At 65.2% G+C, this 22779-nt stretch carries 24 protein-coding genes and 1 pseudogene; 19 read left to right on the forward strand and 6 right to left on the reverse strand.

The window, feature by feature from the left end:
• Positions 1-247 precede the first annotated feature (247 nt).
• The 10 genes and pseudogenes from IPK66_13110 to IPK66_13155 all read left to right on the forward strand — a co-directional run bounded on the left by IPK66_13110 (position 248) and on the right by IPK66_13155 (position 9796).
• Positions 248-1648, forward strand: a complete 1401-nt coding sequence (locus IPK66_13110) for a PQQ-dependent sugar dehydrogenase (GenBank protein ID MBK8176154.1) — start codon at positions 248-250, stop codon at positions 1646-1648.
• Between the two features lie 394 nt (positions 1649-2042).
• On the forward strand, positions 2043-3443 hold the full coding sequence (gene ffh / locus IPK66_13115; protein MBK8176155.1) for a signal recognition particle protein: 1401 nt from the start codon (positions 2043-2045) through the stop codon (positions 3441-3443).
• 120 nt (positions 3444-3563) lie between these two features.
• Positions 3564-3920, forward strand: a complete 357-nt coding sequence (rpsP, locus tag IPK66_13120; protein MBK8176156.1) for a 30S ribosomal protein S16 — start codon at positions 3564-3566, stop codon at positions 3918-3920.
• A 40-nt stretch (positions 3921-3960) separates the two neighbouring features.
• Positions 3961-4599, forward strand: coding sequence for a 16S rRNA processing protein RimM (rimM, locus tag IPK66_13125; protein ID MBK8176157.1), 639 nt, complete (start codon positions 3961-3963; stop codon positions 4597-4599).
• Positions 4593-5300: pseudogene (gene trmD, locus IPK66_13130) on the forward strand (tRNA (guanosine(37)-N1)-methyltransferase TrmD). The gene rimM and the pseudogene trmD overlap by 7 nt, the downstream one beginning before the upstream one ends.
• Positions 5301-5373: 73 nt before the next feature.
• On the forward strand, positions 5374-5841 hold the full coding sequence (rplS, locus tag IPK66_13135; protein MBK8176158.1) for a 50S ribosomal protein L19: 468 nt from the start codon (positions 5374-5376) through the stop codon (positions 5839-5841).
• Between the two features lie 54 nt (positions 5842-5895).
• Positions 5896-7305, forward strand: coding sequence for a 3-isopropylmalate dehydratase large subunit (gene leuC / locus IPK66_13140; GenBank protein MBK8176159.1), 1410 nt, complete (start codon positions 5896-5898; stop codon positions 7303-7305).
• 78 nt (positions 7306-7383) lie between these two features.
• Positions 7384-8004: a 3-isopropylmalate dehydratase small subunit gene (gene leuD, locus IPK66_13145; GenBank protein MBK8176160.1), complete on the forward strand. Its 621-nt coding sequence runs from the start codon at positions 7384-7386 to the stop codon at positions 8002-8004.
• Between the two features lie 60 nt (positions 8005-8064).
• Positions 8065-9177: a 3-isopropylmalate dehydrogenase gene (leuB, locus tag IPK66_13150; GenBank protein MBK8176161.1), complete on the forward strand. Its 1113-nt coding sequence runs from the start codon at positions 8065-8067 to the stop codon at positions 9175-9177.
• Between the two features lie 40 nt (positions 9178-9217).
• The gene (locus IPK66_13155) at positions 9218-9796 is read left to right on the forward strand and encodes an N-acetyltransferase (GenBank protein MBK8176162.1); all 579 of its coding nucleotides are present in this window, start codon (positions 9218-9220) and stop codon (positions 9794-9796) included.
• On the opposite strand, the gene IPK66_13160 is transcribed toward IPK66_13155, so the two are convergent.
• The 4 genes from IPK66_13160 to IPK66_13175 form a co-directional block, all read right to left on the reverse strand.
• A complete protein-coding gene (locus IPK66_13160) occupies positions 9793-10581 on the reverse strand; it encodes a methyltransferase domain-containing protein (protein ID MBK8176163.1) in 789 nt (262 codons plus the stop codon). The genes IPK66_13155 and IPK66_13160 overlap by 4 nt on opposite strands.
• 5 nt (positions 10582-10586) lie before the next feature.
• Positions 10587-10772: a hypothetical protein gene (locus tag IPK66_13165; GenBank protein MBK8176164.1), complete on the reverse strand. Its 186-nt coding sequence runs from the start codon at positions 10770-10772 to the stop codon at positions 10587-10589.
• Between the two features lie 102 nt (positions 10773-10874).
• A complete protein-coding gene (locus IPK66_13170; protein MBK8176165.1) occupies positions 10875-12290 on the reverse strand; it encodes a HAMP domain-containing histidine kinase in 1416 nt (471 codons plus the stop codon).
• Positions 12291-12491: 201 nt separating this feature from the next.
• Positions 12492-13271: a TVP38/TMEM64 family protein gene (locus IPK66_13175; GenBank protein ID MBK8176166.1), complete on the reverse strand. Its 780-nt coding sequence runs from the start codon at positions 13269-13271 to the stop codon at positions 12492-12494.
• 214 nt (positions 13272-13485) lie between these two features.
• Here IPK66_13175 and rpmH point away from each other — a divergent pair, with 214 nt between their 5' ends.
• The 8 genes from rpmH to IPK66_13215 all read left to right on the forward strand — a co-directional run bounded on the left by rpmH (position 13486) and on the right by IPK66_13215 (position 19343).
• Positions 13486-13620 carry a 50S ribosomal protein L34 gene (gene rpmH / locus IPK66_13180; GenBank protein ID MBK8176167.1) on the forward strand — a complete coding sequence of 45 codons (135 nt, stop codon included), beginning with the start codon at positions 13486-13488 and terminating at the stop codon, positions 13618-13620.
• A gap of 24 nt (positions 13621-13644) precedes the next feature.
• Positions 13645-14115 (forward strand): ribonuclease P protein component, encoded by a 471-nt coding sequence (gene rnpA / locus IPK66_13185; GenBank protein MBK8176168.1) that lies wholly within the window; start codon positions 13645-13647, stop codon positions 14113-14115.
• Entirely contained in the window at positions 14112-14405 is a 294-nt protein-coding gene (gene yidD / locus IPK66_13190) for a membrane protein insertion efficiency factor YidD (GenBank protein MBK8176169.1), read from the forward strand. The genes rnpA and yidD overlap by 4 nt, the downstream gene beginning before the upstream one ends.
• Positions 14406-16178, forward strand: coding sequence for a membrane protein insertase YidC (gene yidC, locus IPK66_13195; GenBank protein MBK8176170.1), 1773 nt, complete (start codon positions 14406-14408; stop codon positions 16176-16178). It abuts the gene before it with no gap.
• Positions 16112-16867, forward strand: coding sequence for a YihA family ribosome biogenesis GTP-binding protein (locus tag IPK66_13200; GenBank protein ID MBK8176171.1), 756 nt, complete (start codon positions 16112-16114; stop codon positions 16865-16867). Before yidC ends, IPK66_13200 begins: the two co-directional genes overlap by 67 nt.
• A gap of 151 nt (positions 16868-17018) precedes the next feature.
• Positions 17019-17516, forward strand: coding sequence for a hypothetical protein (locus tag IPK66_13205; GenBank protein MBK8176172.1), 498 nt, complete (start codon positions 17019-17021; stop codon positions 17514-17516).
• 108 nt (positions 17517-17624) lie between these two features.
• Positions 17625-18638, forward strand: coding sequence for a zinc-dependent alcohol dehydrogenase family protein (locus IPK66_13210; GenBank protein ID MBK8176173.1), 1014 nt, complete (start codon positions 17625-17627; stop codon positions 18636-18638).
• 42 nt (positions 18639-18680) lie between these two features.
• Positions 18681-19343 carry a class I SAM-dependent methyltransferase gene (locus tag IPK66_13215; GenBank protein MBK8176174.1) on the forward strand — a complete coding sequence of 221 codons (663 nt, stop codon included), beginning with the start codon at positions 18681-18683 and terminating at the stop codon, positions 19341-19343.
• 108 nt (positions 19344-19451) lie between these two features.
• On the opposite strand, the gene IPK66_13220 is transcribed toward IPK66_13215, so the two are convergent.
• Together IPK66_13220 and hemN are read right to left on the reverse strand one after the other, a co-directional pair.
• Entirely contained in the window at positions 19452-20075 is a 624-nt protein-coding gene (locus IPK66_13220) for a FecR domain-containing protein (protein ID MBK8176175.1), read from the reverse strand.
• A gap of 29 nt (positions 20076-20104) precedes the next feature.
• Positions 20105-21454 carry an oxygen-independent coproporphyrinogen III oxidase gene (gene hemN, locus IPK66_13225; protein MBK8176176.1) on the reverse strand — a complete coding sequence of 450 codons (1350 nt, stop codon included), beginning with the start codon at positions 21452-21454 and terminating at the stop codon, positions 20105-20107.
• 201 nt (positions 21455-21655) lie between these two features.
• On the opposite strand from hemN, the gene dinB reads away from it, so the two are divergent.
• The gene (gene dinB / locus IPK66_13230) at positions 21656-22774 is read left to right on the forward strand and encodes a DNA polymerase IV (protein ID MBK8176177.1); all 1119 of its coding nucleotides are present in this window, start codon (positions 21656-21658) and stop codon (positions 22772-22774) included.
• The last annotated feature ends 5 nt before the right edge of the window (positions 22775-22779 follow it).

Raw genomic sequence — 22779 nt, forward strand, 5'->3', positions numbered from 1 at the left:
GCGGCGGTCTTGCGGCCATCGAGCCGCCGCCGCGCCAACCCCTGCCCCCGTAACCATCGCTCGGTAAATATTAGCAGATGGTTAGGTCCGCAGCGTGATGATACGCTCTCGCTGATCGAAAGCTTTGATCCAAGAGCTGAGCCAGCGCTCCGGCATCAACCCCAAGGCGATGGTGAAGCGGCGCGCTAGCGCGAGCGATCAGGCGGGGATGAGGCCTGGTTTCGGCGGGGGACGGGGAGAATTGATGATGGCACAACGACGATCGTTTCGCGCGGGTGTGCGCGTGCTGGCGCTCGTCGCCGGGGCGCTGATGGTTCATCTTAACCACGTTTGGGCAGAGACGACGCCGTTGCCGAACCGCGACGACATCACGGTGCGCAAGGTACTGTCGACCACGGCCCCGTCGGTCGCCATTCGCCTTGCCAGGGACCCGCGAGACGGGACCCTTTATCTCGCCCGGCGCAGTGGCAACATCTTCCGCATCGACCTGGCGACGCCGGCGCTCACTCTCGTCTACGGTGCTGGCGCGCACGGGCTGCACAACGCGCAAGGGTTCGCCATCGGACCGGACGGAACGATGTACGTCGTCGGCAATGCCGACGTGAGCGGCATGCGCACCCAGGCGACCATCGTCAAGGGAGTCCCCCAGCCGGGGGGAGGGCGTCTGTGGTCCGTTCTCGCCCAGACCGAGCCCTATCCGAAGAGCAATACCCCCTATGATCACCGGTTCAACGGCCTCGCCGTTGGCCCGGATGGCGCGCTGCTGTTCGTCAACAGCGGCTCGCGCACCGATCATGGTGAAGTGGAATCGGCAGGCGGCCTTTATCCCGAGACGCGCGAGGTCGGCTTGACCGCGTGCATCCTGCGCCTTCCCACCCGAGGCGCCGATATCGTTCTGCGCAACGACCGCTCCTGGCTGAAAAGCAACGGCTATTTGTTCGCGGAGGGTACGCGCAATTCGTTCGACCTCGCCTTCTCGCCGCAAGGCGATCTGTTCGCGACCGAGAACGGGCCAACCAACGATACGTCGGACGAGCTGAATTGGCTGCGTCCCGGCCGGCACTACGGTTTCCCCTGGCGGATCGGCGGCGGCAACAATCCGCAGCAATTCCCAGGCTACAACCCCGATAACGACAAGCTGCTGAACCCGGTCTTCGAGGCGGTGAGCGAGGGCTTGTGGCACACCGACCCCGGCTTTCCGAAACGACCGGCGGTCCCCATGATCGAGCCGATCGTCAATCGCGGGCCGGACGCCGACCGCATCCGCGATCGCGTGACCGGTGACATCGCCGATGCGAGCGATCTCGGCCGCGGGGTGCGCACCTTTACCGCTCACCGCAGCCCGCTCGGCCTGGTGTTCGACCAGGAGAACGCGCTTTCCCCGGAGTTTCGCGGCGATGGCTTCGTGCTTGCCTGGTCCACCGGCGATCCCGCCGGCGACAGCCTCGCCGGTCCGTTCGAGGACGCGGGGCAGGATCTCCTGCATCTCGCGTTTACCAAAAAGAACGGCGCCTATTTCGTCAAGGCGACGCAGATTGTCAGCGGCTTCAACAATCCGATCGATGCGGCAATGGCCGGCAATGTCATCTGGGTGCTCGACTACGGTGGCACCCAGGCGCTGTGGGAGGTCACGCTTCCGAAGGAATAGGCGGCCACCGTCAAGACGCCAGCGATCGCGCTCTGTGCGAGCGGCCGGATGCCGATATAAGATCCGGCAGCCGGCGGGCGATTGCGCTTACTGTGCCACAAAGGTCATTAAGGCCGTGATCGGCGGATTTATCGAAGCGCGGCGCGATCCGGTGGTATTAGACAGAACCGCCCTTGTTCAAAGACTTAGCGGCATGGATAGCGCAAAACGCCATCTATCCGATCGCCCTGAGCCCCGGCGCGCTATGGCTTGACTTGGCGGAAGAGCGATCCTATTGTCCGCAATTCCATTGATGGCGCAGAGCGGTCGATCGATGTCCGAAGGGCAGCGGGTCGGCTGCGGCTTTTTGCTGTCCATGTGTGCGACAGGCAGGACTTAAGGGAAGGGCGGCTGCGTGTTCGATGGCCTGAGCGAGCGACTGACCGGGATTTTCGACCGGTTGCGCAAACGCGGCGCGCTGAGCGAAGCCGATGTCGGCGAGGCGCTGCGCGAGGTGCGCGTGGCGCTGCTCGAAGCCGACGTCTCGCTGCCGGTGGTCAAAGACTTCATCTCCGGCGTGCGCGCGCGCGCGGTTGGCCAGGAGGTGCTGCGCAGCGTCACGCCGGCGCAGATGGTCGTCAAGATCGTTCACGATCATCTCATCGAGATCTTGAGTCCGGGTGAAGGCGAGGAACGGCGGCCCAGCGAAGACGGAGCCGGCATCAACCTCGTCGGCACGCCCCCCGTCGTGGTGCTCCTTGTCGGACTGCAGGGGTCCGGCAAGACGACGACAGCGGGCAAGCTCGCCGTTCGCCTGCGCAAGCGCGAGAAGAAGCGGGTGCTGCTGGCTTCGCTCGACGTCTACCGTCCGGCGGCGCAGCAGCAGCTCGCCATTCTCGGCCAGCAGACGGACACTACCGTGCTCGACATCGTCGTCGGCGAGGAGCCTGTGGCGATCGCGTTGCGGGCGCTCGACGTCGGCCGCCGCCAGGGCTTCGATGTTATCATCCTCGATACCGCCGGCCGCCTTTCGATCGACGAGCGGATGATGGAGGAGGCGGCGGCGGTCAAGGCGGCGGCGCGCCCCGTTGAAACATTGCTCGTCGCCGATGCGCTGACCGGACAGGATGCCGTGGCGCTGGCGCGATCGTTCCACGAGAAAGTCGGCATCACCGGCATCGTGCTGACCCGGGTCGACGGCGACGCGCGGGGCGGCGCGGCGCTCTCGATGCGCGCGGTTACCGGTTGTCCCATCCGGCTGATCGGCGTCGGCGAATCGCTGGACGCGCTCGATACCTTTCAGCCGCGACGGATCGCCGGGCGCATCCTTGGCATGGGAGATGTGGTCAGCCTCGTCGAGCGCGCCGCCGACGTCATTGAGCGCGAGGATGCCGAAAAGCTGGCGCAGAAGCTGGTCAAGGGCGAATTCAACCTTGAGGACATGGCGGCGCAGTTCAAGCAGTTGCGCAAGATGGGCGATCTCAAGGGGCTGCTTGGCCTGCTGCCCGGTATCGGCAAGATCAAGCAGCAGCTCAGTGACGCCAAGATTGACGACAAGGTGATCGCGCGTCAGGAGGCGATCATCTTGTCGATGACGCCGAGCGAACGCCGGAACCCGAAGATTCTCAATGCCTCACGGCGCCGGCGCATCGCGGCCGGGTCGGGGGCTACGGTGCAAGATGTCAATCGCCTACTGAAACAGCACCAGCAGATGGCGATGATGATGAAGAAGATGGGTAAGATGGGCAAGCGCGGGCTATTGGGTGGTGGGCTGCCGGCGGGCATGCTCCCACCGGGAATGCTGCCGCCGCGTTAGTCCCGGTGCGCTTTTGTCTCGGGCTCGCGGCACCCAGTTCATCTTTGGTCGAGGATGAGCCGGGAGGAACGGGCCTGCCGAGCGGTTTTCTGATCAGGGTCTCGAAAAGGAACAGAACGGATGAGCGTGAGAATTCGCCTGGCTCGCGGTGGCGCCAAGAAGCGTCCCTTTTACCGCATCGTTGTCGCCGACTCGCGCAGCCCGCGCGACGGCCGCTTCATTGAAGTGCTGGGCACCTATAATCCGATGCTCAAGCAGGAACATCCGGACCGGATCGTGCTCAAGTCCGAGCGCGTGCAGCACTGGCTGCAGCACGGCGCGACTCCGAGCGAGCGGGTTGCGCGCTTTTGCGCCTCGGCCGGCCTGATGGAACTGCCCGAGCGCCCTCAGCAGGCGAAAAAATCACAGCCGAAGGCGAAGGCGCAGGAGCGGCTCAAGGCCGCCGCGGCAGAGGCGGCCGAGCAGGCGGCATCCTGAGTTTTTGCACGGCGAGCAACCCAGCGGCGATGACGCGGCCATGGCGGCGAATTGTTCAACGAAGCGTTGGGGCGACACGCGTGTCTGCATCGGGGAGATCACCGCTGCGCACGGCGTAAGGGGTGAGCTGTGTGTGCGCAGCTTTGCCGCCGAGCCGGCGGATTTTGTTGCCTATGGCCCCCTGGAAACCGAAACTGGCGACCGGCTTTTGCACCTGCGCATCGTCGGGCAAAAGAAGGCGGGGTTCATCGTTCGTGCCGCCGGGATCGAAGATCGTACCCTCGCCGAGGCGCTTCGCGGGGAGAAGCTGTTCGTCCGCCGCGCCCGCCTGCCGGCGCTGTCGGCGGACGAATTCTACCATGCGGACCTCGTCGGCCTTGCGGCCGAGGTCGACGATGCGGCTGCGAACGGTGGAGTTCAGGTGCACGGGCGCGTCGCGGCTGTGCACGATTTCGGTGCCGGGCCGATTCTCGAGATCACCTTCGACGATGGCCCGTCGATGCTGGTGCCGTTCAACCGCGAAGCGGTCCCCGTCGTCGACATCGACGCGGGATGCATCGTCGTTGCCGCCTTGCCAGGGCTGACGTCGCCAGATCCGGCATCGCTGGAGCAAGACGTCCCCTCGCCCGACGAGAGCGATGAGCCGCTCGAACCCGAAGGGGAGCGCGCGTCATGCTGATGTCTGCGCCTGTCCCGTGGACTGCGCGGGTGCTGACCATCTTTCCGGACATGTTTCCAGGTCCGCTCGCCGCTTCGCTGGCCGGGCAAGGCCTTGCCAGCGGGCTGTGGTCGCTCGAAACGGTGGACATTCGCTCATTCGCACGCGATAAACACGCCTCCGTCGACGATACACCGTTCGGTGGCGGTCCCGGCATGATCATGCGGCCGGACGTCGTCGACGCGGCGATCGGTGCGGCGGTGGATGGCGACGTGGATCTGCCGTTGGTGTTTCTCACGCCGCGCGGCCGGCCCTTCGATCAGCAGCGGGCGCGGGAACTGGCCGCAGGGCCGGGGATCGCGGTGCTGTGCGGGCGATACGAGGGCATCGACGAGCGGGTGCTCACGGCGCGACGTCCGGAAGAGATCAGCCTCGGCGACTTTGTGCTGTCGGGCGGCGAGCCGGCAGCGATCGCAGTGATCGATGCCTGCGTCCGGTTATTGCCGGGTATCGTCGGGGATGCCCGATCGCTGGTGGACGAGAGTTTTGAGCGGGGACTTCTTGAGTACCCGCAGTATACGCGGCCTCGCCAGTGGCAGGGCTGCGAGGTCCCGGAAGTCCTGCTCTCCGGCCATCACGGGCGGATCGCCCAATGGCGGCGGGAACAGAGCGAACGGCAGACCCGCGAACGTCGCCCCGATCTTTGGGCGCGTTTTCGCGCGACAGGAACTTGCGCCGCTCCCCGCCATCCACGTTGGGGCGGGCGCCGATTTGTGACGCTGAGGACGACCAGCCATGACGATCATCGAGGAACTGGAAAACGAACAAATCGCGGCGCTCACGGCCGCCGGATCACCACCCTGGTTTGCTCCCGGCGACACGCTGCGGGTGAAGGTGAAGGTGGTCGAGGGCTCTCGCGAGCGCCAGCAGGCATTCGAGGGCGTCTGCATTGCGCGGCGCAATCGCGGTCTGAACTCGTCATTTACCGTGCGCAAGATCTCGTACGGAGAGGGCGTCGAGCGGGTTTTTCCGCTTTATTCGCCGTCCATCGCCGCGATCGAGGTCGTGCGTCGCGGTGACGTGCGCCGGGCGAAGCTGTACTATCTGCGCTCGCGTCGCGGCAAGAGCGCGCGCATCTCCGAGAAGACGGACGGCTACGTCGCCAAGGTCACGGCGGCCGAGCGCGAAACGGCGGCACAGCAAAAGCAGGCAGCCGCGCAGGCGCAGGCCAAGCCAGTGGCGAGCGAAACCGAACCCGCCTGAGCAGACGATGGTTTAGGCGGCACCAGCGTCGCTGGCCGCCGCAAGGAGGATCGTGTGGCGAAGCCGCGGACACTCTTCGACAAGATCTGGGATGCGCACCTCGTCGACGTGCAAGCAGACGGCACGTGCCTGCTTTACGTCGATCGGCATCTCGTTCATGAGGTGACGAGCCCTCAGGCCTTCGAGGGCCTGCGCACGGCGATGCGATCCGTGCGCAGGCCCGACTCCACGCTTGCTGTCGCCGATCACAACGTGCCGACGACGGACCGTTCGCGCGGCATTACCGATACTGAATCGCGCATCCAAATCGAAACCCTGGCGCAGAACTGCGCCGACTTCGGCGTGCCCTACTTCTCGATGGCCGACGAACGGCAGGGGATCGTGCACATCATCGGCCCGGAGCAGGGGTTCACTTTGCCGGGAACGACGATCGTTTGCGGCGATTCCCACACCGCGACGCACGGGGCCTTCGGCGCGCTCGCCTTCGGCATTGGCACGAGCGAGGTCGAGCACGTGCTGGCCACGCAGACGCTTTTGCAGGCGCCGGCGAAAAACATGCGGGTTGCAATCCGCGGCGACTTGCCGACAGGCATCGGTGCCAAGGACCTGATTCTCGCGATCATCAGCGCCATTGGTACCGCGGGCGGCACCGGCTATGTCATCGAGTACTGCGGTGAGGCCGTGCGCAAGCTGAGCATGGAAGGCCGGATGACGGTCTGCAACATGACCATCGAGGCGGGTGCCCGCGCGGGACTCATCGCCCCCGACGAGACCACCTTCGACTACCTCAAGGGCCGCCCCATGGCGCCCGCAGGCGCGGCGTGGGAGCAGGCGCTCGACTGGTGGCGGACCCTGCCGTCCGACGATGGCGCCGTCTACGACAAGGACGTAGTCCTTGACGCTGCCAGCATCGAGCCGCTGGTCACCTGGGGAACGAGCCCAGAGGACGTCGTGCCGGTCACAAGCGTCGTCCCCGATCCGGCCGGCGCGGCAAGCGAGAGCAAGCGGCGCGCGATGGAACGGTCCCTGCAATACATGGGACTGAAGGCCGGCATGCGCATTCAGGACGTCCGCATCGACCGAGTCTTCATCGGCTCATGCACAAACGGCCGCATTGAGGACCTTCGCGAAGCGGCGCTCATCGCCCGCGGGCGGAAAGTCGCGGCGGGTGTTGGCGCCATGGTGGTGCCGGGATCGGGGCTGGTCAAGGTTCAGGCCGAGCAGGAGGGACTGGATCGCATCTTTATCGATGCTGGTTTTGAATGGCGCGAGCCCGGTTGCTCCATGTGTCTTGCCATGAACGCCGACCGGCTGGAGCCGGGCGAGCGCTGTGCGTCAACGTCGAATCGCAACTTTGAGGGCCGCCAAGGGCGTGGTGGGCGGACGCACCTGATGAGCCCGGCAATGGCCGTTGCCGCGGCCATTGCCGGCCACCTCGCAGACGTGCGCGACTTGCTTGCCTGAGCAGTGTCCAAAGCCGACGCTAGGACGGCCCGCCAGGATTAGGCCAACCGGAATCGGCCAGGGAAGAAAGGACAGGGAATGAAACCCTTCACCACCTTGACCGGCGTTGCGGCGCCCCTACCGATGATGAATGTCGATACCGACATGATCATCCCCAAGCAGTTCTTGAAAACGATCAAGCGCTCCGGCCTCGGCAAGAGCCTGTTCTTCGAGATGCGTTACGACGATGCCGGGGCGGAGGTCGAAGACTTCGTGCTCAACCGCCCGTCTTATCGCCAAGCGGTTATTCTGATCGCAGGCGAGAATTTTGGCTGTGGATCGTCCCGCGAACATGCGCCATGGGCGCTGCTCGATTTCGGCATAAGATGTATTATCGCTTCGAGCTATGCGGATATATTCTTTAATAACTGTTTCAAAAACGGCATTCTTCCCATCCGGCTTCCGAAGGAGCAGGTCGACGTCTTGTCGGCGATGGCCGGACTTGGCGCGAACGCGACATTTACCATCGATCTTATTGGACAGACAATCCAGACGCCCGATGGCGCTCAGATCGGCTTCGATGTCGATCCATTTCGCAAGGCCTGCCTGATCGGTGGATTGGACGACATCGGGCTGACCTTGCAGAAGGTGGAGAAGATCACTGCCTTCGAACAGCGGCAGGCCACCGAGCAGCCCTGGCTGCGATCACCCGCCGCATGATTGCAGGCCCGCGCCTGCGCCACGCGTTATTTCGTCCGAAGAGAAGCGGGAGAGATAAGAATGGCTGAAAAGAAAACACTCCTCTTCCTTGCTGGAGACGGCATCGGACCGGAAGTGATGGCCGAAGTCGTGCGGCTGATCGACTGGCTCGACCGCAAGCGTGGCTTCGGATTCAATATTGTCGAGGGGCTCGTCGGCGGGGCGTCGATCGATGCGCACGGCACGCCGCTCACCGACGCGACGATGGCGGACGCGCTGCGCGCCGACGCCGTGCTTCTCGGCGCCGTTGGCGGTCCGAAGTGGGACAATCTGTCGTTCGAGCTCAAGCCGGAACGTGGCCTTCTGCGCTTGCGCAAGGAAATGGAGCTCTTCGCCAATCTCCGCCCGGCGGTGGTCTTCGACGCGTTGGTCGATGCCTCGCCGCTCAAGCCGGAAATCGTGCGGGGGCTCGACATTTTGATTCTGCGGGAACTGACCGGCGGCGTTTACTTCGGCCAGCCGCGCGGTATCGAGGATTTGCCGGGCGGCGGCCGTCGCGGCGTGAATACGCAAGTCTATACGACCGACGAGATCGTACGGATCGCCCGCATTGCCTTCGAGCTCGCCGGGAAGCGCTCCGGGAAGGTGTGCTCGGTCGAGAAATCAAACGTCATGGAATCGGGCGTGCTCTGGCGTCAGGACGTGCAGGCCCTGCACGACGCCGAATTCCCCGCCATCGAGCTGAGCCATATGTACGCGGATAACTGCGCGATGCAGCTCATCCGGGAACCGCGACAGTTCGACGTTATTCTGACCGACAATCTGTTCGGCGATATGCTCTCGGACGAAGCGGCGATGTTGACCGGCTCGCTTGGCATGCTGCCCTCTGCTTCCCTCGGCGCTGCCGGGGCGGACGGGCGGCGGCGCGCACTCTATGAGCCGGTGCATGGCTCGGCGCCGGATATTGCCGGGCGGGGCATCGCCAACCCGCTCGCCACGCTGCTCAGCTTCGCCATGTGTCTGCGCTATTCCTTCGATCTTGGCGCCGAGGCGGACTTGATCGAGACGGCGATCAAGAGCGTGCTTGATGGCGGCCTGCGTACCGCCGATATCATGCAGCCTGGCAAGGCGCGCGTCTCGACCCGGGTGATGGGCGAGACCATTCTGCGCGAACTCGACAAGTTGACCGCCTGATCGCGCCCCCGCCGATACGGGTTTCGCGATCCCGACCGCAATGACGTCTGCTCCGGGCCTTGTCGTGCGTGACGCCATCGTGTCCGATGTGGAAATGATCCGGCGGATCTATGCGCACTATGTGGCTACCGGCCTTGCGACGTTCGAGGAAACCACGCCGCCGGGCGCCGTCATGGCCGAGCGGTGGCGGGCGGTGCGCAGCGCCGGGCTTCCCTATCTGGTGGCTGAGTGTAAGGGCGATGTCGTCGGCTATTGTTACGCCGCAGCCTATCGCAGCCGCTCGGCGTATCGTTTTACCGTCGAGGACTCGGTTTACGTCGCCGATGGTCTGAGCAGGCGCGGTGTCGGTCGAGCCTTGCTTTCGACGCTGATCGCGCGTTGCGAGGCGGGACCGTGGCGGCAGATGGTCGCCGTCATCGGCGACAGCAACAACACTGCGTCGATTTCTCTGCACACGAATCAGGGGTTCCGCCCGGTCGGCACACTCAACGCTGTCGGCTTCAAGCTCAACCGCTGGGTCGACTGCGTGCTCATGCAGCGCGCGCTGGGTGAGGCAGCGTCGACGCCGCCCAAACCCGGTTCTGCCGTTGGTGGACTCGTTCGCGGCGATCCCGCTTAGTGCGTCGTGGCGATGACGAACAAACGGCGGAACGGGAACAGGGTCAGCCCATCCGCGCGTTGCGGATAGGCACGGGCAACCCGCCGGCCATAGTCCTGGAGAAACGCGTCGCGCTCCTGGCCTTCAAGTGCGGCGAGCACCGGCCGCAGGCCCGTGCCGCTCGTCCACGCCACGACCGGATTTTCGCCCGGCAGGATATGCAGGTAGACCGCCTCCCAGATATCCAGCGATGACGTCAGGGGCAGGAGCATCTCAGCGTAGACGGCGGGCGGCATGACCGGTTGCAGGCGCAAGACCTTGCGCAGGCGATCCCGCCATGGTCCGGCCTCGGCAGATTCGACGATCGTCGTGTGCGAAGGTTCACCATGGTTGCGTGGCATCTGCATCGCCAGCACGCCGCCCGGACGTAGATAACTCAACAGCCGCGGCAGCAGGGAATGGTGATCGTCGAGCCATTGCAATGCCGCGTTGGAAAAAATCAAATCCGCCGGCTCCCGCGGTTCCCAGCGGGCGATGTCGGCATTGATCCAGGTAATGCTGCTCGGTTCCCGTTTCGCCTCGGCGAGCATCGCTGGTGATTGGTCAATGCCGGTGATCTTTGCCCCGGGCCAGCGGGCGACCAGGCGGCGGGTGATGTGGCCTGCGCCACAGCCGAGATCGTAAATGGTATTGGGAACTGACAAGTCGACGCGATTGAGCAGATCAATCGCCGGGCGCAGCCTCTCCCAATCGAACGTCCGGTAAACCACTGGGTTCCAGTCGTTCGTCTCTTCCAGAGCGGACATAGGGCTCAGTGGGGTGCTTGTTCGTCGAACGACTGCTTGATCTGTAGAAAATTGAACAGAACGCTGCCGACGAAGAATGCCAAACCTGTGTAGTACATGGTCGCTTCCTCGGCGCGGGATGCGATGTAAAGCGCGAACAAGCCGATCACCGCGACCATAAATCCGACCACCCACCTGCCGACGTTGGGCATTTGCGTTTCTCCCTTATGCCGTCACTTTGCGGTGCAACATCTCGCCTATTCATCGGCCGGGCGCAAGCATCTTTGCGTTCCGTGGCGCAAACAAAGGCATTTTCATCCCCGTTGGGGGCGCAGCGCGCGCCGCGGGATGAAAATGCGGAATGACGTCCCCTGTGGTCCCGTTGCCAGCAGATCGAGGCTTCCGCCGTGCGCGGCGACGATTTCACGGGCGATAACCAGCCCGAGGCCGGTGCCGCCACGGCGGGACGTGCTGATGAAGGGGAGGAACAAACTCTCGCGCACCTTTGCCGGGATACCGGGCCCGTCGTCGGAAATGTCGATTCGCACCCGGCCGAATTGCGTCGCCGATTGGATATTCAGGTGCGTGGCGCCGGCTTGCGCCGCGTTCAGCGCAAGGTTGGTGAAGACACGAAAAAGCTGCTCGCGATCGCCGGAGATCTCGCCGGCATCGCTGTCGACGTCGGCCGCGATCGTCAGCCCGCTCCCATCGCGCGAGCCGACGGCGGCGGAAACCTCGGCGATCAGATCGGCGAGAGGGAAGCTCTGCACCTTCAGGGGCGGCGCCTCCGCGTTGAGAAACTCCAAGGTCCGGCTCGACAGCGCAACCGCCCGGTCGATCGCCTGGTAGAGGGCCGGCGTGACCCGCTGAACTTTGGGATCGTCGATCTCGGCGAGCTGGTCCGACGCGAGCACGGCGGTGGCGAGGATGTTGCGCAGGTCATGGTGGATCTTGGCAACAGCGAAGCCCACGGCCGCCAGCCGTGTCTTCTGCCGCAATGCCGCGCGCACCTGATTCTGCATCATCGCCAATTCGCGCTGGGCAAGGCCAAGTTCATCCGTACGCCGTGATGGTCTGGCCGCCATCACTTCGTCCTCCGGATTGCCGCGAAACCGCACCATGCTCTCGGTCAGGCGAACGATCGGCCGGACCATCCACACCTGCAGCGCAAGATAGAGCAAGCTAGCGGTAATCAACGAGATGACGACCGACAGCGTGCCGATGCGGGCGGAATAAGCAAGCATCGCCCGGCGCAGAGGCGCTTCGTCGAGGAGAACTTCGACCGTCGCATCCGGATCGCGCGGCGATGTGCCGATCACCCGCAGGACGCGGTTGCCGCGCTCGGCGAGCGTGCCGATGGCATCGCCGATCCATTCCAGCATTCCCCCCTGGCGAAGATCGATGGTCGCGGCAACGACGGGGGGCAGGCGGTCGGACAACATCAGCATCCGCCGTTCCGGAACCCGAAGGACGATCGCATGGGCGCCCGCGTGCAGCAGCAGATCCATGCTCAGCGGATCGGTGATCATCTGGTCGGGGCTTGCCTCCAGGGCAAGCGCGGCAAGATGCGCCTTGGCGATCTGTTCTTGGAAGTATTCGCGACGAAACCGCGATATGGATGGCAGGTAGATGAGCACCTCCGCGAGCATGACAAAGCACACGGTGAGCGCCAGGAGGCGTCCCGACATGCCGGTCAGATCGCGGAGGCGAAGGAAGCGGGCGGGCGTCATCGGATCGCCAGTATAGCGCAGGTCGAGGGGGGCCCGGGGAGTTCCTGTTCGGTGCTGTCGCTCAACCGGGGCGGGCGAAAAGGCGAACGACGCGGTTTATTCGCTCATTGAACGACTGGGGAGCGAAAAAGTTGCCGACGCCGGCCCTGTTCGCCTTCCCGCGGGCGATGACGCACAGGCCAGCGCGTTCGCCCGGCGACATTATCGTGGCTCGTCCGGGGATGGAGCGTCACGGCGCTTCATCCGGCGGTAGACCACGGGTGCAAGGGACAGCAAGGCAAGACCGACGAGCGGTGCCAGCACCGAAGGTGAGAAGATGATCCCGAGGTCGGGAGCGCGCCCGGCATCGATGACGTCGGCCAGCCCGCTGCCGAGCATGGCATAGACGAGACTGCCCGGAACAATGCCGATCAGCGTGCCGACAAGGAAGGTCGGAAGCGAGACGCCGAGGAATGCGGGCACGAGGTTCACCAGCCAGAACGGAAAGATCGGCAGCAGGCGCAGAACCAGAAGATAGTTGAAGGCATCGTCGCGAAGGCCCGCTTCCATCTTGCGGATGGCGGGGCCGGCACGCGCGCGCAGCACGTCCGCGAGCACGGAGCGCGCCGCGAGGAAGACCACGCTCGAGCCGACCGTCGCCGCCAGCACGCAGAAGACTGTCGCCGCGATCGTTCCAAAAAGAAATCCGCCGACGACCGTGAGCCATGCCGCCCCGGGGACGGACAGCGCGACAGCGACGATGTACACGATGACGAACATGACGGCGGCGGTTGTCGGGTGGTCGGCGCGCCAGGCAAGCAGGGCGTCACGGTGTGCGCCGATCTGCTCGAAGCTGAGATAACGGTGGTATCCGAAGACGATGACGACAATCAGCCCAAGGAGGATCGCGCCGATCGGGATCAAGCGCCACGGTGAAAAGCGCCGCTCTGCGTCCCGGGATGTTGCGGGGGGTGCCACGGGAGGTGCCACGGGAGGTGCCACGCCACTGTCTCCGTCTCGACGCGCCGATATCTTGTCGCGCGCGATTGTATATGGGCCGTACGCCGCATCTGTGTCATACGGTGCGTTCGCACTGGGCCAACAGCGAAATCGCAGACCAAGGAGCGTTTTGGCGCAGACGAACACAGACGGGCGCGGTTGACTTCGGCCAACCCAGCCCGTATACACCGGGGCCTTTCGTGCTGGAGAATCTTTCGTGAAGCGGACTTATCAGCCCAGCAAACTCGTTCGCAAACGGCGGCATGGCTTTCGCAAGCGCGCGTCGACCGTCGGAGGCCGCCGAATCCTGGCGGCTCGGCGCAGGCGGGGGCGCAAGCGGCTGTCCGCTTGATGCCGCTGTCGACGTGACATCTTCGTGCCTGTCGCTCTTCCTCGCCTGAAGCAGCGAGCCGAATTCTTGCGCGTTGCCCGCGACGGCCGCTCGTCGGCACAGCCGGGGCTTGTCTTGCAGGCAATGCGACGATCCGCCGAGCCAGGAAGCGCGGTCGCTGACCCGGATATTCGGGTGGGATTCACCACGAGCCGCAAGGTCGGCAACGCCGTCGCCCGCAATCGGGCGCGGCGCCGGCTACGCGAAGCGGCGCGCCTGTTGATGGCCGAAATCGCTGCGCCGAATCGCGATTACGTGCTGGTCGGCCGGCGGGCGACGCTTGAGCGGCCGTTTCCAGCGCTGCTTGCCGATCTTCGAACGGCGCTGCGGCGGCTGGATGCCTGCCGGCTGGGTGCCTGTCGGTTGTCGACGGAGGGGGCGGTGAGGCAGGCGAGCGCGCGAAATTCCGTGCGAGCAGCACGACGACGGGAGGATCAACGGGACACGGCGCGATGACGCTTTCCGTCCGTCTGTCCTGCGGGCTCGTGCTCGCATACAAGTTTTTGCTTTCACCGGTGCTTCCCGCCTCCTGCCGCTATTGGCCGACGTGCTCGTCCTACGCACTTGACGCACTGCGGCGGTTCGGCCTTTGGCGCGGTGGCTGGCTGGCGATCCGGCGCATCGCCCGCTGCCATCCCTGGGGGGGCTCCGGTTACGATCCGGTGCCGTCCGGCGGCGCGTGTGGATCGGACTGCACACCGGCGGATTCATACCGCCAAGATCGCTACGGCATCGGGGCCGAATAAATGATGGAAAATAAGAACCTCTTGCTGGCGGTCGTGGTCTCGATCGCCATCGTCGTCGGTTTCCAGCTTGCCCAACGTGCGTTCTTCCCGGCACCGGCGCGGACACCCGTCGTCGCGTCGGATCATCCGTCCGCAGAGCCGGCACCGGCTCCGCCGGCGCCACAAGGAGAGGGCCACACCGGCATCGCGCCACCGCAGGCTGCCCCGGCAACGGGTAACGCCACGCTGTCAGGGCTCCCGACGAGTCCGGCGCTGGGTGTCGGTCGCGCCGAGATTCTCCAGAAGGCGCCGCGCGTGCGCATCGATACGCCGAAGCTGCACGGCTCGATCGCGCTGGTCGGCGCGCGGATCGACGACGTCACCCTCGCCGAGTACCACGAGACCCTCGATCCGACGAGTCCCGAGATCGTGATGTTTACGCCGCAGGGCCGCCCGGACGCCTACTTCGCCGAAACCGGCTGGGTGCCGGCCGGCGGCGCGGTCGCCGTCCCCGGACCTGCGACGCGCTGGAGCGCGGATGGCGAGACGCTCACGCCCGAGCGACCGGTGACGTTCACCTGGGACAACGGCGAGGGCCTTATCTTCAAGCGCGTTGTGAGCGTCGACGACAATTACCTGTTCAGCGTGCGTCAGAGTGTCGAGAGCCGGCGCAGTGATGCCGTTACCCTGGTGCCCTACGCGCTGATCTCCCGCTATGGCACGCCGCCGACGTCAGGATACTTCATCTTGTATGAGGGGCCGCTCGGCGTTTTCGATGGCACACTCAGTGAAGAGAAGTACAAGAACGTCCAGGAAAAGGGTGTAATTTCCGAACACACGACCGGCGGATGGATCGGGTTTACTGACAAGTACTGGATGTCGGCTCTCATTCCCGACCAGAAAAAGGCGATTAACGCGCGCTTCGTCTACCAGCATGCCAACGACGCCAACCAGTACCAGGTGGATTTCGCCGGCACGCCGCAGACCCTTGAGCCGGGCGGTACGATCGACAACGAAGATCATCTCTTTGCGGGCGCCAAGATCGTCAAGCTGATCGATCACTATCAGGACCAATACGGTATCGACAAATTCTATCTCGCCGTCGACTGGGGCTGGTTCTGGTTCCTGACCCGGCCGGTGTTCTACTTCCTCAATTTCCTGCATGGCTTGGTTGGCAACTTCGGCATCGCTATCCTGCTGCTTACCGTCTCGCTGAAGCTGTTGTTCTTCCCGCTCGCCAACAAGTCGTACCGGGCGATGAGCCAGATGCGCAAGCTGCAGCCGGAGATGACCAAGCTGCGCGAGCGCTTCGGCGACGACAAGGCACGGCTCAACCAGGAAATGATGGCGCTCTACAAGCGCGAGAAGGTCAACCCGGCCTCGGGATGCCTGCCGATCGTCATCCAGATCCCGGTGTTCTTCGCGCTCTACAAGGTCCTGTTCGTGACCATCGAGATGCGCCATGCGCCGTTTTACGGCTGGATTCATGACCTCTCGGCCCCCGATCCAAGCTCGGTGGCGACCCTGTTCGGCCTCATCCCGTGGACGCCCCCGCAGTTCCTGATGATCGGCGCGTGGCCGCTGATCATGGGGGTTACAATGTTCTTGCAACAGAAGCTCAACCCGCAACCACCCGACCCGGTTCAGGCGAAGGTGTTCATGATCCTGCCGGTCGTCTTCACCTTCATGCTGGCGCACTTCCCGGCGGGTCTGGTGATCTATTGGACATGGAACAATATCCTATCGATCGTTCAGCAGTGGGTGATCATGCGTCGGATGGGAGTGAAGGTCTGAGCGCCACGGTGCTAGGCGATGTTGGCGACGAAGCCGGTGAGAGGGCGGCGAAAGAGGCGATCCGCCTCGAGCGCGGGCATTGGCTGTTCGCCCAGGAGTGTGCCTTCGTCGCCGGCGCGGCCACCTTGGCGCAGATCCCGCCGGATTCGCTGCCCGAGATCGCCTTTGCCGGCCGTTCGAACGTCGGCAAATCAAGCCTGATCAATGCGCTCACCGGGCGGCGGACGCTGGCCCGCGTCTCCCGCACGCCCGGGCGAACGCGCCAGCTCAATTTTTTTGCCCTCGCCGGTCGGCTGATGCTGGCCGATCTTCCCGGCTACGGCTATGCCAAGGCGTCGAAGGAGGAGGTTTCCAACTGGACACGGCTGGTCGAACTGTATCTCGTCGGCCGCGCGCCGTTGCGCCGCGTACTCGTGCTGATCGATTCCCGGCACGGCCCGAAAGACGTCGACCGGCGAGTCATGGCGATGCTCGACAAGGCGGCGGTGTCCTATCTCGTCGTCTTGACCAAGACAGACGCGCTCGGCCCCCGGGCACTCGCCGAGCGCATCGCCGCGACCTCCGCCGAGCTTGCCCGGCATACGGCGGCTTACCCCGAGCTCGCCGCGACGAGCGCCGAGAAAGGTGATGGCATTCCCGCGCTGCGCGCCGGGCTGGCGATGCTGATCGACTGGCAGGCGGACGAGTAACCACTGCCGCCTTTCCCGTGTCGTCGTCGGTGCGGTGAATCGAGGTTCGGCGCGCCTGGCCAATGCCCGTTGATCCCTCGCTCCGGAACCTCCTTAATGCAAGGACTGCTCCCGGTTCCGTGACCTTTCGTCGAGAAGGCAAGCAAGATCCATGACGTTCGATATCGAGAGTCTGAAAGCCGATATCCCCGCCGACATCCTGGCCATGCTGGGCGATGCGGAGTCTCCCTACAGCCAGTTCGAGCGCGCGGAACGAGCCCTTCAGGCGGCAGTGGAGCGGGCGCCCGACAGTCTGGCGCTGCGGATGGCGACCTATTCGTTCTACTATTATGCGAACCGCTTGCAGGAGGCCATCCCCCATGCCGAGGCGTGTCTGGCGATCGCCGCGGGAGCGCTTGGGTTGCCCGGCGATTGGCGTCTGGTCAGCCCGGACAGTGCCTGCTTTGGCGCACTGGAACGCCCGCAGCGGGTCTACCTGAAATCTCTCGTCGCGCTCGGATATTGCCGGGCGCGCCTGGGGGATCGTGAGGGCGGGGCCGAGCTCTTGCGCAAGGCCGCCAGCCTTGATCCGCAAGATCAGATCGGCGCGGCGCCGCTGGCCGATCTCGTCGCGCACGGCGGCATGCGCGACGAAGACGACGAGGACTGATGAGCGCCGTCGCGAGCGTCGGCGGCTTGTCCGCCGCCGAGCACGGCCGCTAGACTTCCTGCACGCGGGCTCACCAATACGGTTTCGCCAATGATCGCGCCAATCGATATGCAGGCGATGGTTCTTGAGACTCCGGGAGCGGCGCTCGTCCAGCGTCGCTTGCCACGGCCGCGGGCGGGCGCCGGCGAGGTCCTGGTGGCCGTGCACGCGTGCGGCGTCTGTCGGACGGATCTGCATATACTCGACGGCGAGCTCGCCCATCCCAAGCGCCCCATTGTTCCGGGGCACGAGATCGTCGGCGTTGTCGCTGGACTGGGCGAGGGCGTCGACGGACTGGCGTTGGGTGAGCGCGTCGGCATTCCCTGGCTCGGCTGGACCTGCGGGCAATGTCGCTATTGCCGTGCCGGAGAGGAGAATCTCTGCCCTGAGGCGCGCTTCACCGGCTATCAGATTGATGGCGGCTATGCCGAATATGCCGTCGTCGACGCCCGCTATTGTCTGCCGCTCGGCGCCACGGCGCTCAGTGATGCAGAGGCGGCGCCGCTGCTCTGCGCCGGGCTGATCGGCTACCGTTGCTTGGTCAAGGCGGGCGACGCCGGGCGCTTGGGACTCTATGGTTTCGGCGCGGCGGCGCATATCGTCGCTCAGGTCGCTCGTTGGCAAGGCCGAGAGGTTTTTGCCTTCACCCGACCCGGTGATGCGGCGGCGCAGGCGTTCGCCCGGGACCTTGGCGCCGCGTGGGCCGGAGGCTCGGATGAGCGCCCGCCCGAAGAGCTGGATGCGGCGATTCTCTTCGCGCCCCAAGGTGGCCTCGTGCCGCTGGCGCTTAAGGCTGTGCGACCGGGGGGAACGGTTGTCTGCGGCGGCATCCACATGAGCGATATCCCGTCCTTCCCTTACGAAAGTCTCTGGCGGGAAAAGCATCTGCTGTCGGTCGCCAACCTCACGCGCCGCGATGGCGTCGAGTTCCTGGCGCTCGCCGCGCGCATGCCACTTGCGACGCGCGTCGAGATCCTGCCACTGAGCGCGGCGAACGAGGCCCTGCGCCGCTTGCGCGCGGGCGAACTCGTTGGTGCCGCCGTCCTCGCCCCGAGCACGATCGAAGGGACCATACACAGCTGATCGCCGCAAGGCGGCCGGGCTGCTCGTTAAAAGGGACCGCCCATGTCAAAGCGCACCATTTCCGTCGATGACCGGCTGCACGCCTACCTGCTCAGAGCCTCGCTGCGCGAGGCGGCGGTGCTGGAGCGCTTGCGCGCCGAAACCGCGACGCTTCCCGGCGCGGGGATGCAGATCTCGCCCGAGCAGGGCCAGCTGATGGCGTTGCTGCTCAAGCTGTCAGGCGCGCGCCGCGTCATCGAGATCGGTACCTTTACCGGCTATAGCGCTCTCGTCATGGCACTCGCGCTGCCGGACGACGGGCGCATCATCGCCTGCGACGTCTCCGAGGAGTGGACGGCGGTTGCCCGGCGGTATTGGGCGGAGGCGGGGATCGCCGGCAAGATCGACCTGCGCATTGCGCCGGCTCTGGAAACCGTCCGCTCGCTGATCGATGACGGGCAGGCCGGCGGGTTCGATTTCGTCTTCATCGATGCCGATAAGGAGAACATCGCCGCTTATTATGAGGCCGGGCTGGTGCTGCTGCGGCCGGGCGGTCTCATCGCCGTCGATAATACACTGTGGAATGGCCGGGTTGCCGATCCGGACGTTGACGATGCGTCGACCGTGGCGATTCGCGCGTTCAATGCCCGGCTGCGCGACGACGAGCGCGTCGACCTCAGCCTCGTTCCGATCGGCGACGGGCTCAGTCTCGCGCGCCGGCGTTAATTTGCCGCCGCGGCCAGGCGCATCGATGCCTCCGCCACCATAGCCAGCCGACATTTTGGCCTTGAGGCCGGGTGCCCCGGCGGCTCGCCTGCGACAAGGGTCCCGGACTTAATGGAACGCGGTGGCGAGGCGGGCATTTTCTAAACGCTCGTCCGACCACTGATGGGGCTGGGGCGGCGCTTCGCCGAACACGACATCGACGCCACTTCCCGGCTCGTTGAGGACGACGCTGCCGAGCGGCGTGGTCACGCTGACCTCCGTGCCGGAGAGCATGGCGACGGCGAGATGGTCGGGCGCCACCTCGCCCCATGCCTCGGTGCCGCGCACGCCCAGCGTCGCCACCGGCGTCGTTACCGAGAACCGGTCGGGACCGAGGCGGGCGATCGCTCCCGAAATGGCGAGGAAGACCCCCTGGGTGACGTCGAGCAGGGCCTTGCCGTTGTCGTCGTTGTCGTCTTCATATGTCTCGATGGTGAGCGCGCTGTTGGCGCCGAGCGTTACGATCGCGCCGTCGAGCAACTTGATCCGCGCCCGCCCCTCGGCGCTGGTTTCGATCCGGTCTCCGACGAGCAGGGTCGAGCCGTTCTGCAGCGGGCGGCTGAAGCCGGTGGTTCCGGTGGCGGTCACTTCGCCTTGCAGGCCCTCGATGTGACCGGCGATATCGACGGCCGCGGCCGCGCGGGTCATCAGCACAACGAACAGCAGTGCCAGCAGCGCCCTAGGCAATTTCATTGTCGGAAACTCCGTCGTTATGGCCCGACTTATACGGCGCGCGAGTGGCGCCCGGCACCCGCGTTCAGATAGGCATCGAACGCTGAGGCGACGACGCGGACGAACGGCCGCCCCTCCTCGGTGATGCAAACGCGCGCTCCATCCAAACGCACTAGGCCGTCCTCGGCCATGCGCGCCAGTGCCTGTCGTTCGGCGGCGAAGGTTGTGGCCGGCTGGCCGTGGGCGGCGCAGACGGAATCGAGATCGACGACAAGCGCGCACATCAGTTGTTCGATGACGTCACGGCGCAGCCGGTCGTCGGCGGTGAGGGCGCGTCCGCGCGCTGTCGGCAGTCGGCCTGCCGCAATCGCCCGGCGGTAGTCGGCGAGCGGAACGGCATTTTGCACGTAGCCACCTTGCAGCGTGCCGATCGCCGAGGCGCCCAGTCCGAGCAGGAGCGGCGCATCGTCACTGGTATAGCCCTGGAAATTGCGGTGCAACCGACCGGCATCGAGGGCAAGGGCGAGCCCGTCGCCATCGCGGGCGAAGTGATCGAGGCCGATCGGCCGGTAGCCGTGCTCGATGAGCCGGTGCGACGCGGTGGCGAACTGCGTGAAGCGGGCGACGGCGCCGGGCAATTCGGTCTCGTCGATCAATTTCTGGTGGCTGCGCATCCACGGCACGTGCGCGTAGCCGAAGAGCGCGATGCGCGCGGGAGCGAGGGTGACGGCGAGATCGACCATCGCCGCGACCTTGTCTTGCGTCTGTCGAGGCAGGCCGTACATCAGATCGAGATTGATCGCGGTAATGCCATGCCGGCGCAGCCAGCCGATGACGCGCTCGACCACGTCGAAGGGCTGGAAGCGGTTGATCGCCTGCTGCACCGCCGAATCGAAATCCTGCACGCCGATCGATACGCGGTTGACACCGGCTTGCGCGAGCGCGGCGATGTAGTCCTCGCGCGCATCGCGTGGATCGAGTTCAACGGCGATTTCGGCATCCGCGGCGAAGTCGAAGTGACGTCGCAAGATTCCGATCGACGTCAGCCAGTCCGCCGGAGCCAGCATGCTCGGGCTGCCTCCCCCCCAGTGCAGATGACGGATGGGAAGGCGGTCGGGAAGGGCGTCCGCCACCAGCGCGATCTCCTGGTGCAGGCTGAGCAAATAAGCGGCGATCGGCTCGTAGCGGGCGACGATCTTGGTATAGCAGCCGCAGAACCAGCACATTTCATCGCAAAAAGGGATATGCACATAGAGTGAAAGCGGCGTTCCCGGTTCGATCTCTGCCAGCCATGCCCGATAGTCCGCTTCGCCCACGTCGTCGCCGAAGTGGGGTGCCGTCGGGTAGCTGGTATAGCGGGGGACCCGCAGATCGTATTTTTCGGACAGCTCAATCGCCATGCTTGGTTCTGATCCGCGCGCAAACGCCGCTGAAGACGCATGGAAAATAGCGCGACCTCGCGAACGAAGGAAGAGGCGGCGTTTGCCGCCGGGCGCGGCCACCAGCGGGAAAGCCAGACGCGAGGTGCCGGGATCGGGCCGCTGACCGTCGCTGAAGCGGCAGAAGTTCCCCTTCTGTTCGCAAAATGCTATGATTTCGGCATGGCGGTGCGCAAGATCATCCACGTCGACATGGACGCGTTCTATGCGTCGGTAGAGCAGCGCGATACCCCGGAGCTTCGCGGGCGTCCGGTCGCGGTCGGTCACGGCGCGAAGCGCGGGGTGGTGGCGGCGGCGAGCTACGAGGCCCGCGCTTTCGGCGTGCGCTCGGCCATGCCGTCGACGACGGCGATGCGGCAGTGTCCGGCGCTGGTGTTCGTCCCGCCGCGGTTTGGCGTCTACCGCGCCGTCTCGCGGCAGATCCATGCGATCTTTGCCGACTATACGGCGCTGATCGAGCCGCTGGCGCTCGATGAGGCCTACCTTGATGTCACGGAGAACCGGTGCGGCCTGCCAAGTGCTTCGATGACTGCGAAGGAGATCCGCGCGCGCATCCTCGCCGATACCGGCCTGACCGCTTCGGCGGGCGTTTCGTACAACAAATTCCTTGCCAAGCTCGCCTCCAGTCAGCGCAAGCCGAACGGCCAGTTCGTCCTTACCCCCGAGGCGGGTCCGGACTTCATCGCATCGCTGCCGGTCGCCAGGTTTCACGGCGTCGGGCCGGTCACCGCCGCAAAGATGCGCCAGCTCGGCATCGAGACCGGCGCCGATCTGCGGCGACAGTCGCTTGCTTTCCTGCAGCATCATTTCGGCAAGTCCGCCTCCTGGTATCGCGACGCCGCCAACGGGATCGATGATCGGCCGGTGGTGACCGACCGGCCGCGCAAATCGTCCGGCGCGGAGACAACCTTCGCGCGTGATCTCACCGCCTCGGCCGACATCGAGGCCCAAATCGCCGCCATGGCCAAGGACGTCTGGGGCTGGTGTGAGCGGACGGGGATTTTCGGGAGGACCGTGACCGTGAAGGTGAAGTTCGCCGATTTTCGCCAGGTCACCCGCAGCCGCAGCTTTCCGACGCCGATTGTCGGTTACGATCTCTTCTGCCGGGCGAGCGTCGCGCTTGTCCGCACGCTGCTGCCGGCCGAAAAGGGAATCCGACTGGTCGGCGTCACCGTGTCGAACCTCGCCGCTCGTTCCGATCGGGCGCCGGCGGACGCCGGGGGCGATCTGCCGCTGTTTGGTGGTGGCGCGGCGATTCCCCCGATCCCGGCGCGGCTGTGAGCGCG

It is taken from the genome of Rhodospirillales bacterium (genome assembly GCA_016712595.1).
Classification (GTDB): Bacteria; Pseudomonadota; Alphaproteobacteria; order Rhodospirillales; family Defluviicoccaceae; genus Defluviicoccus.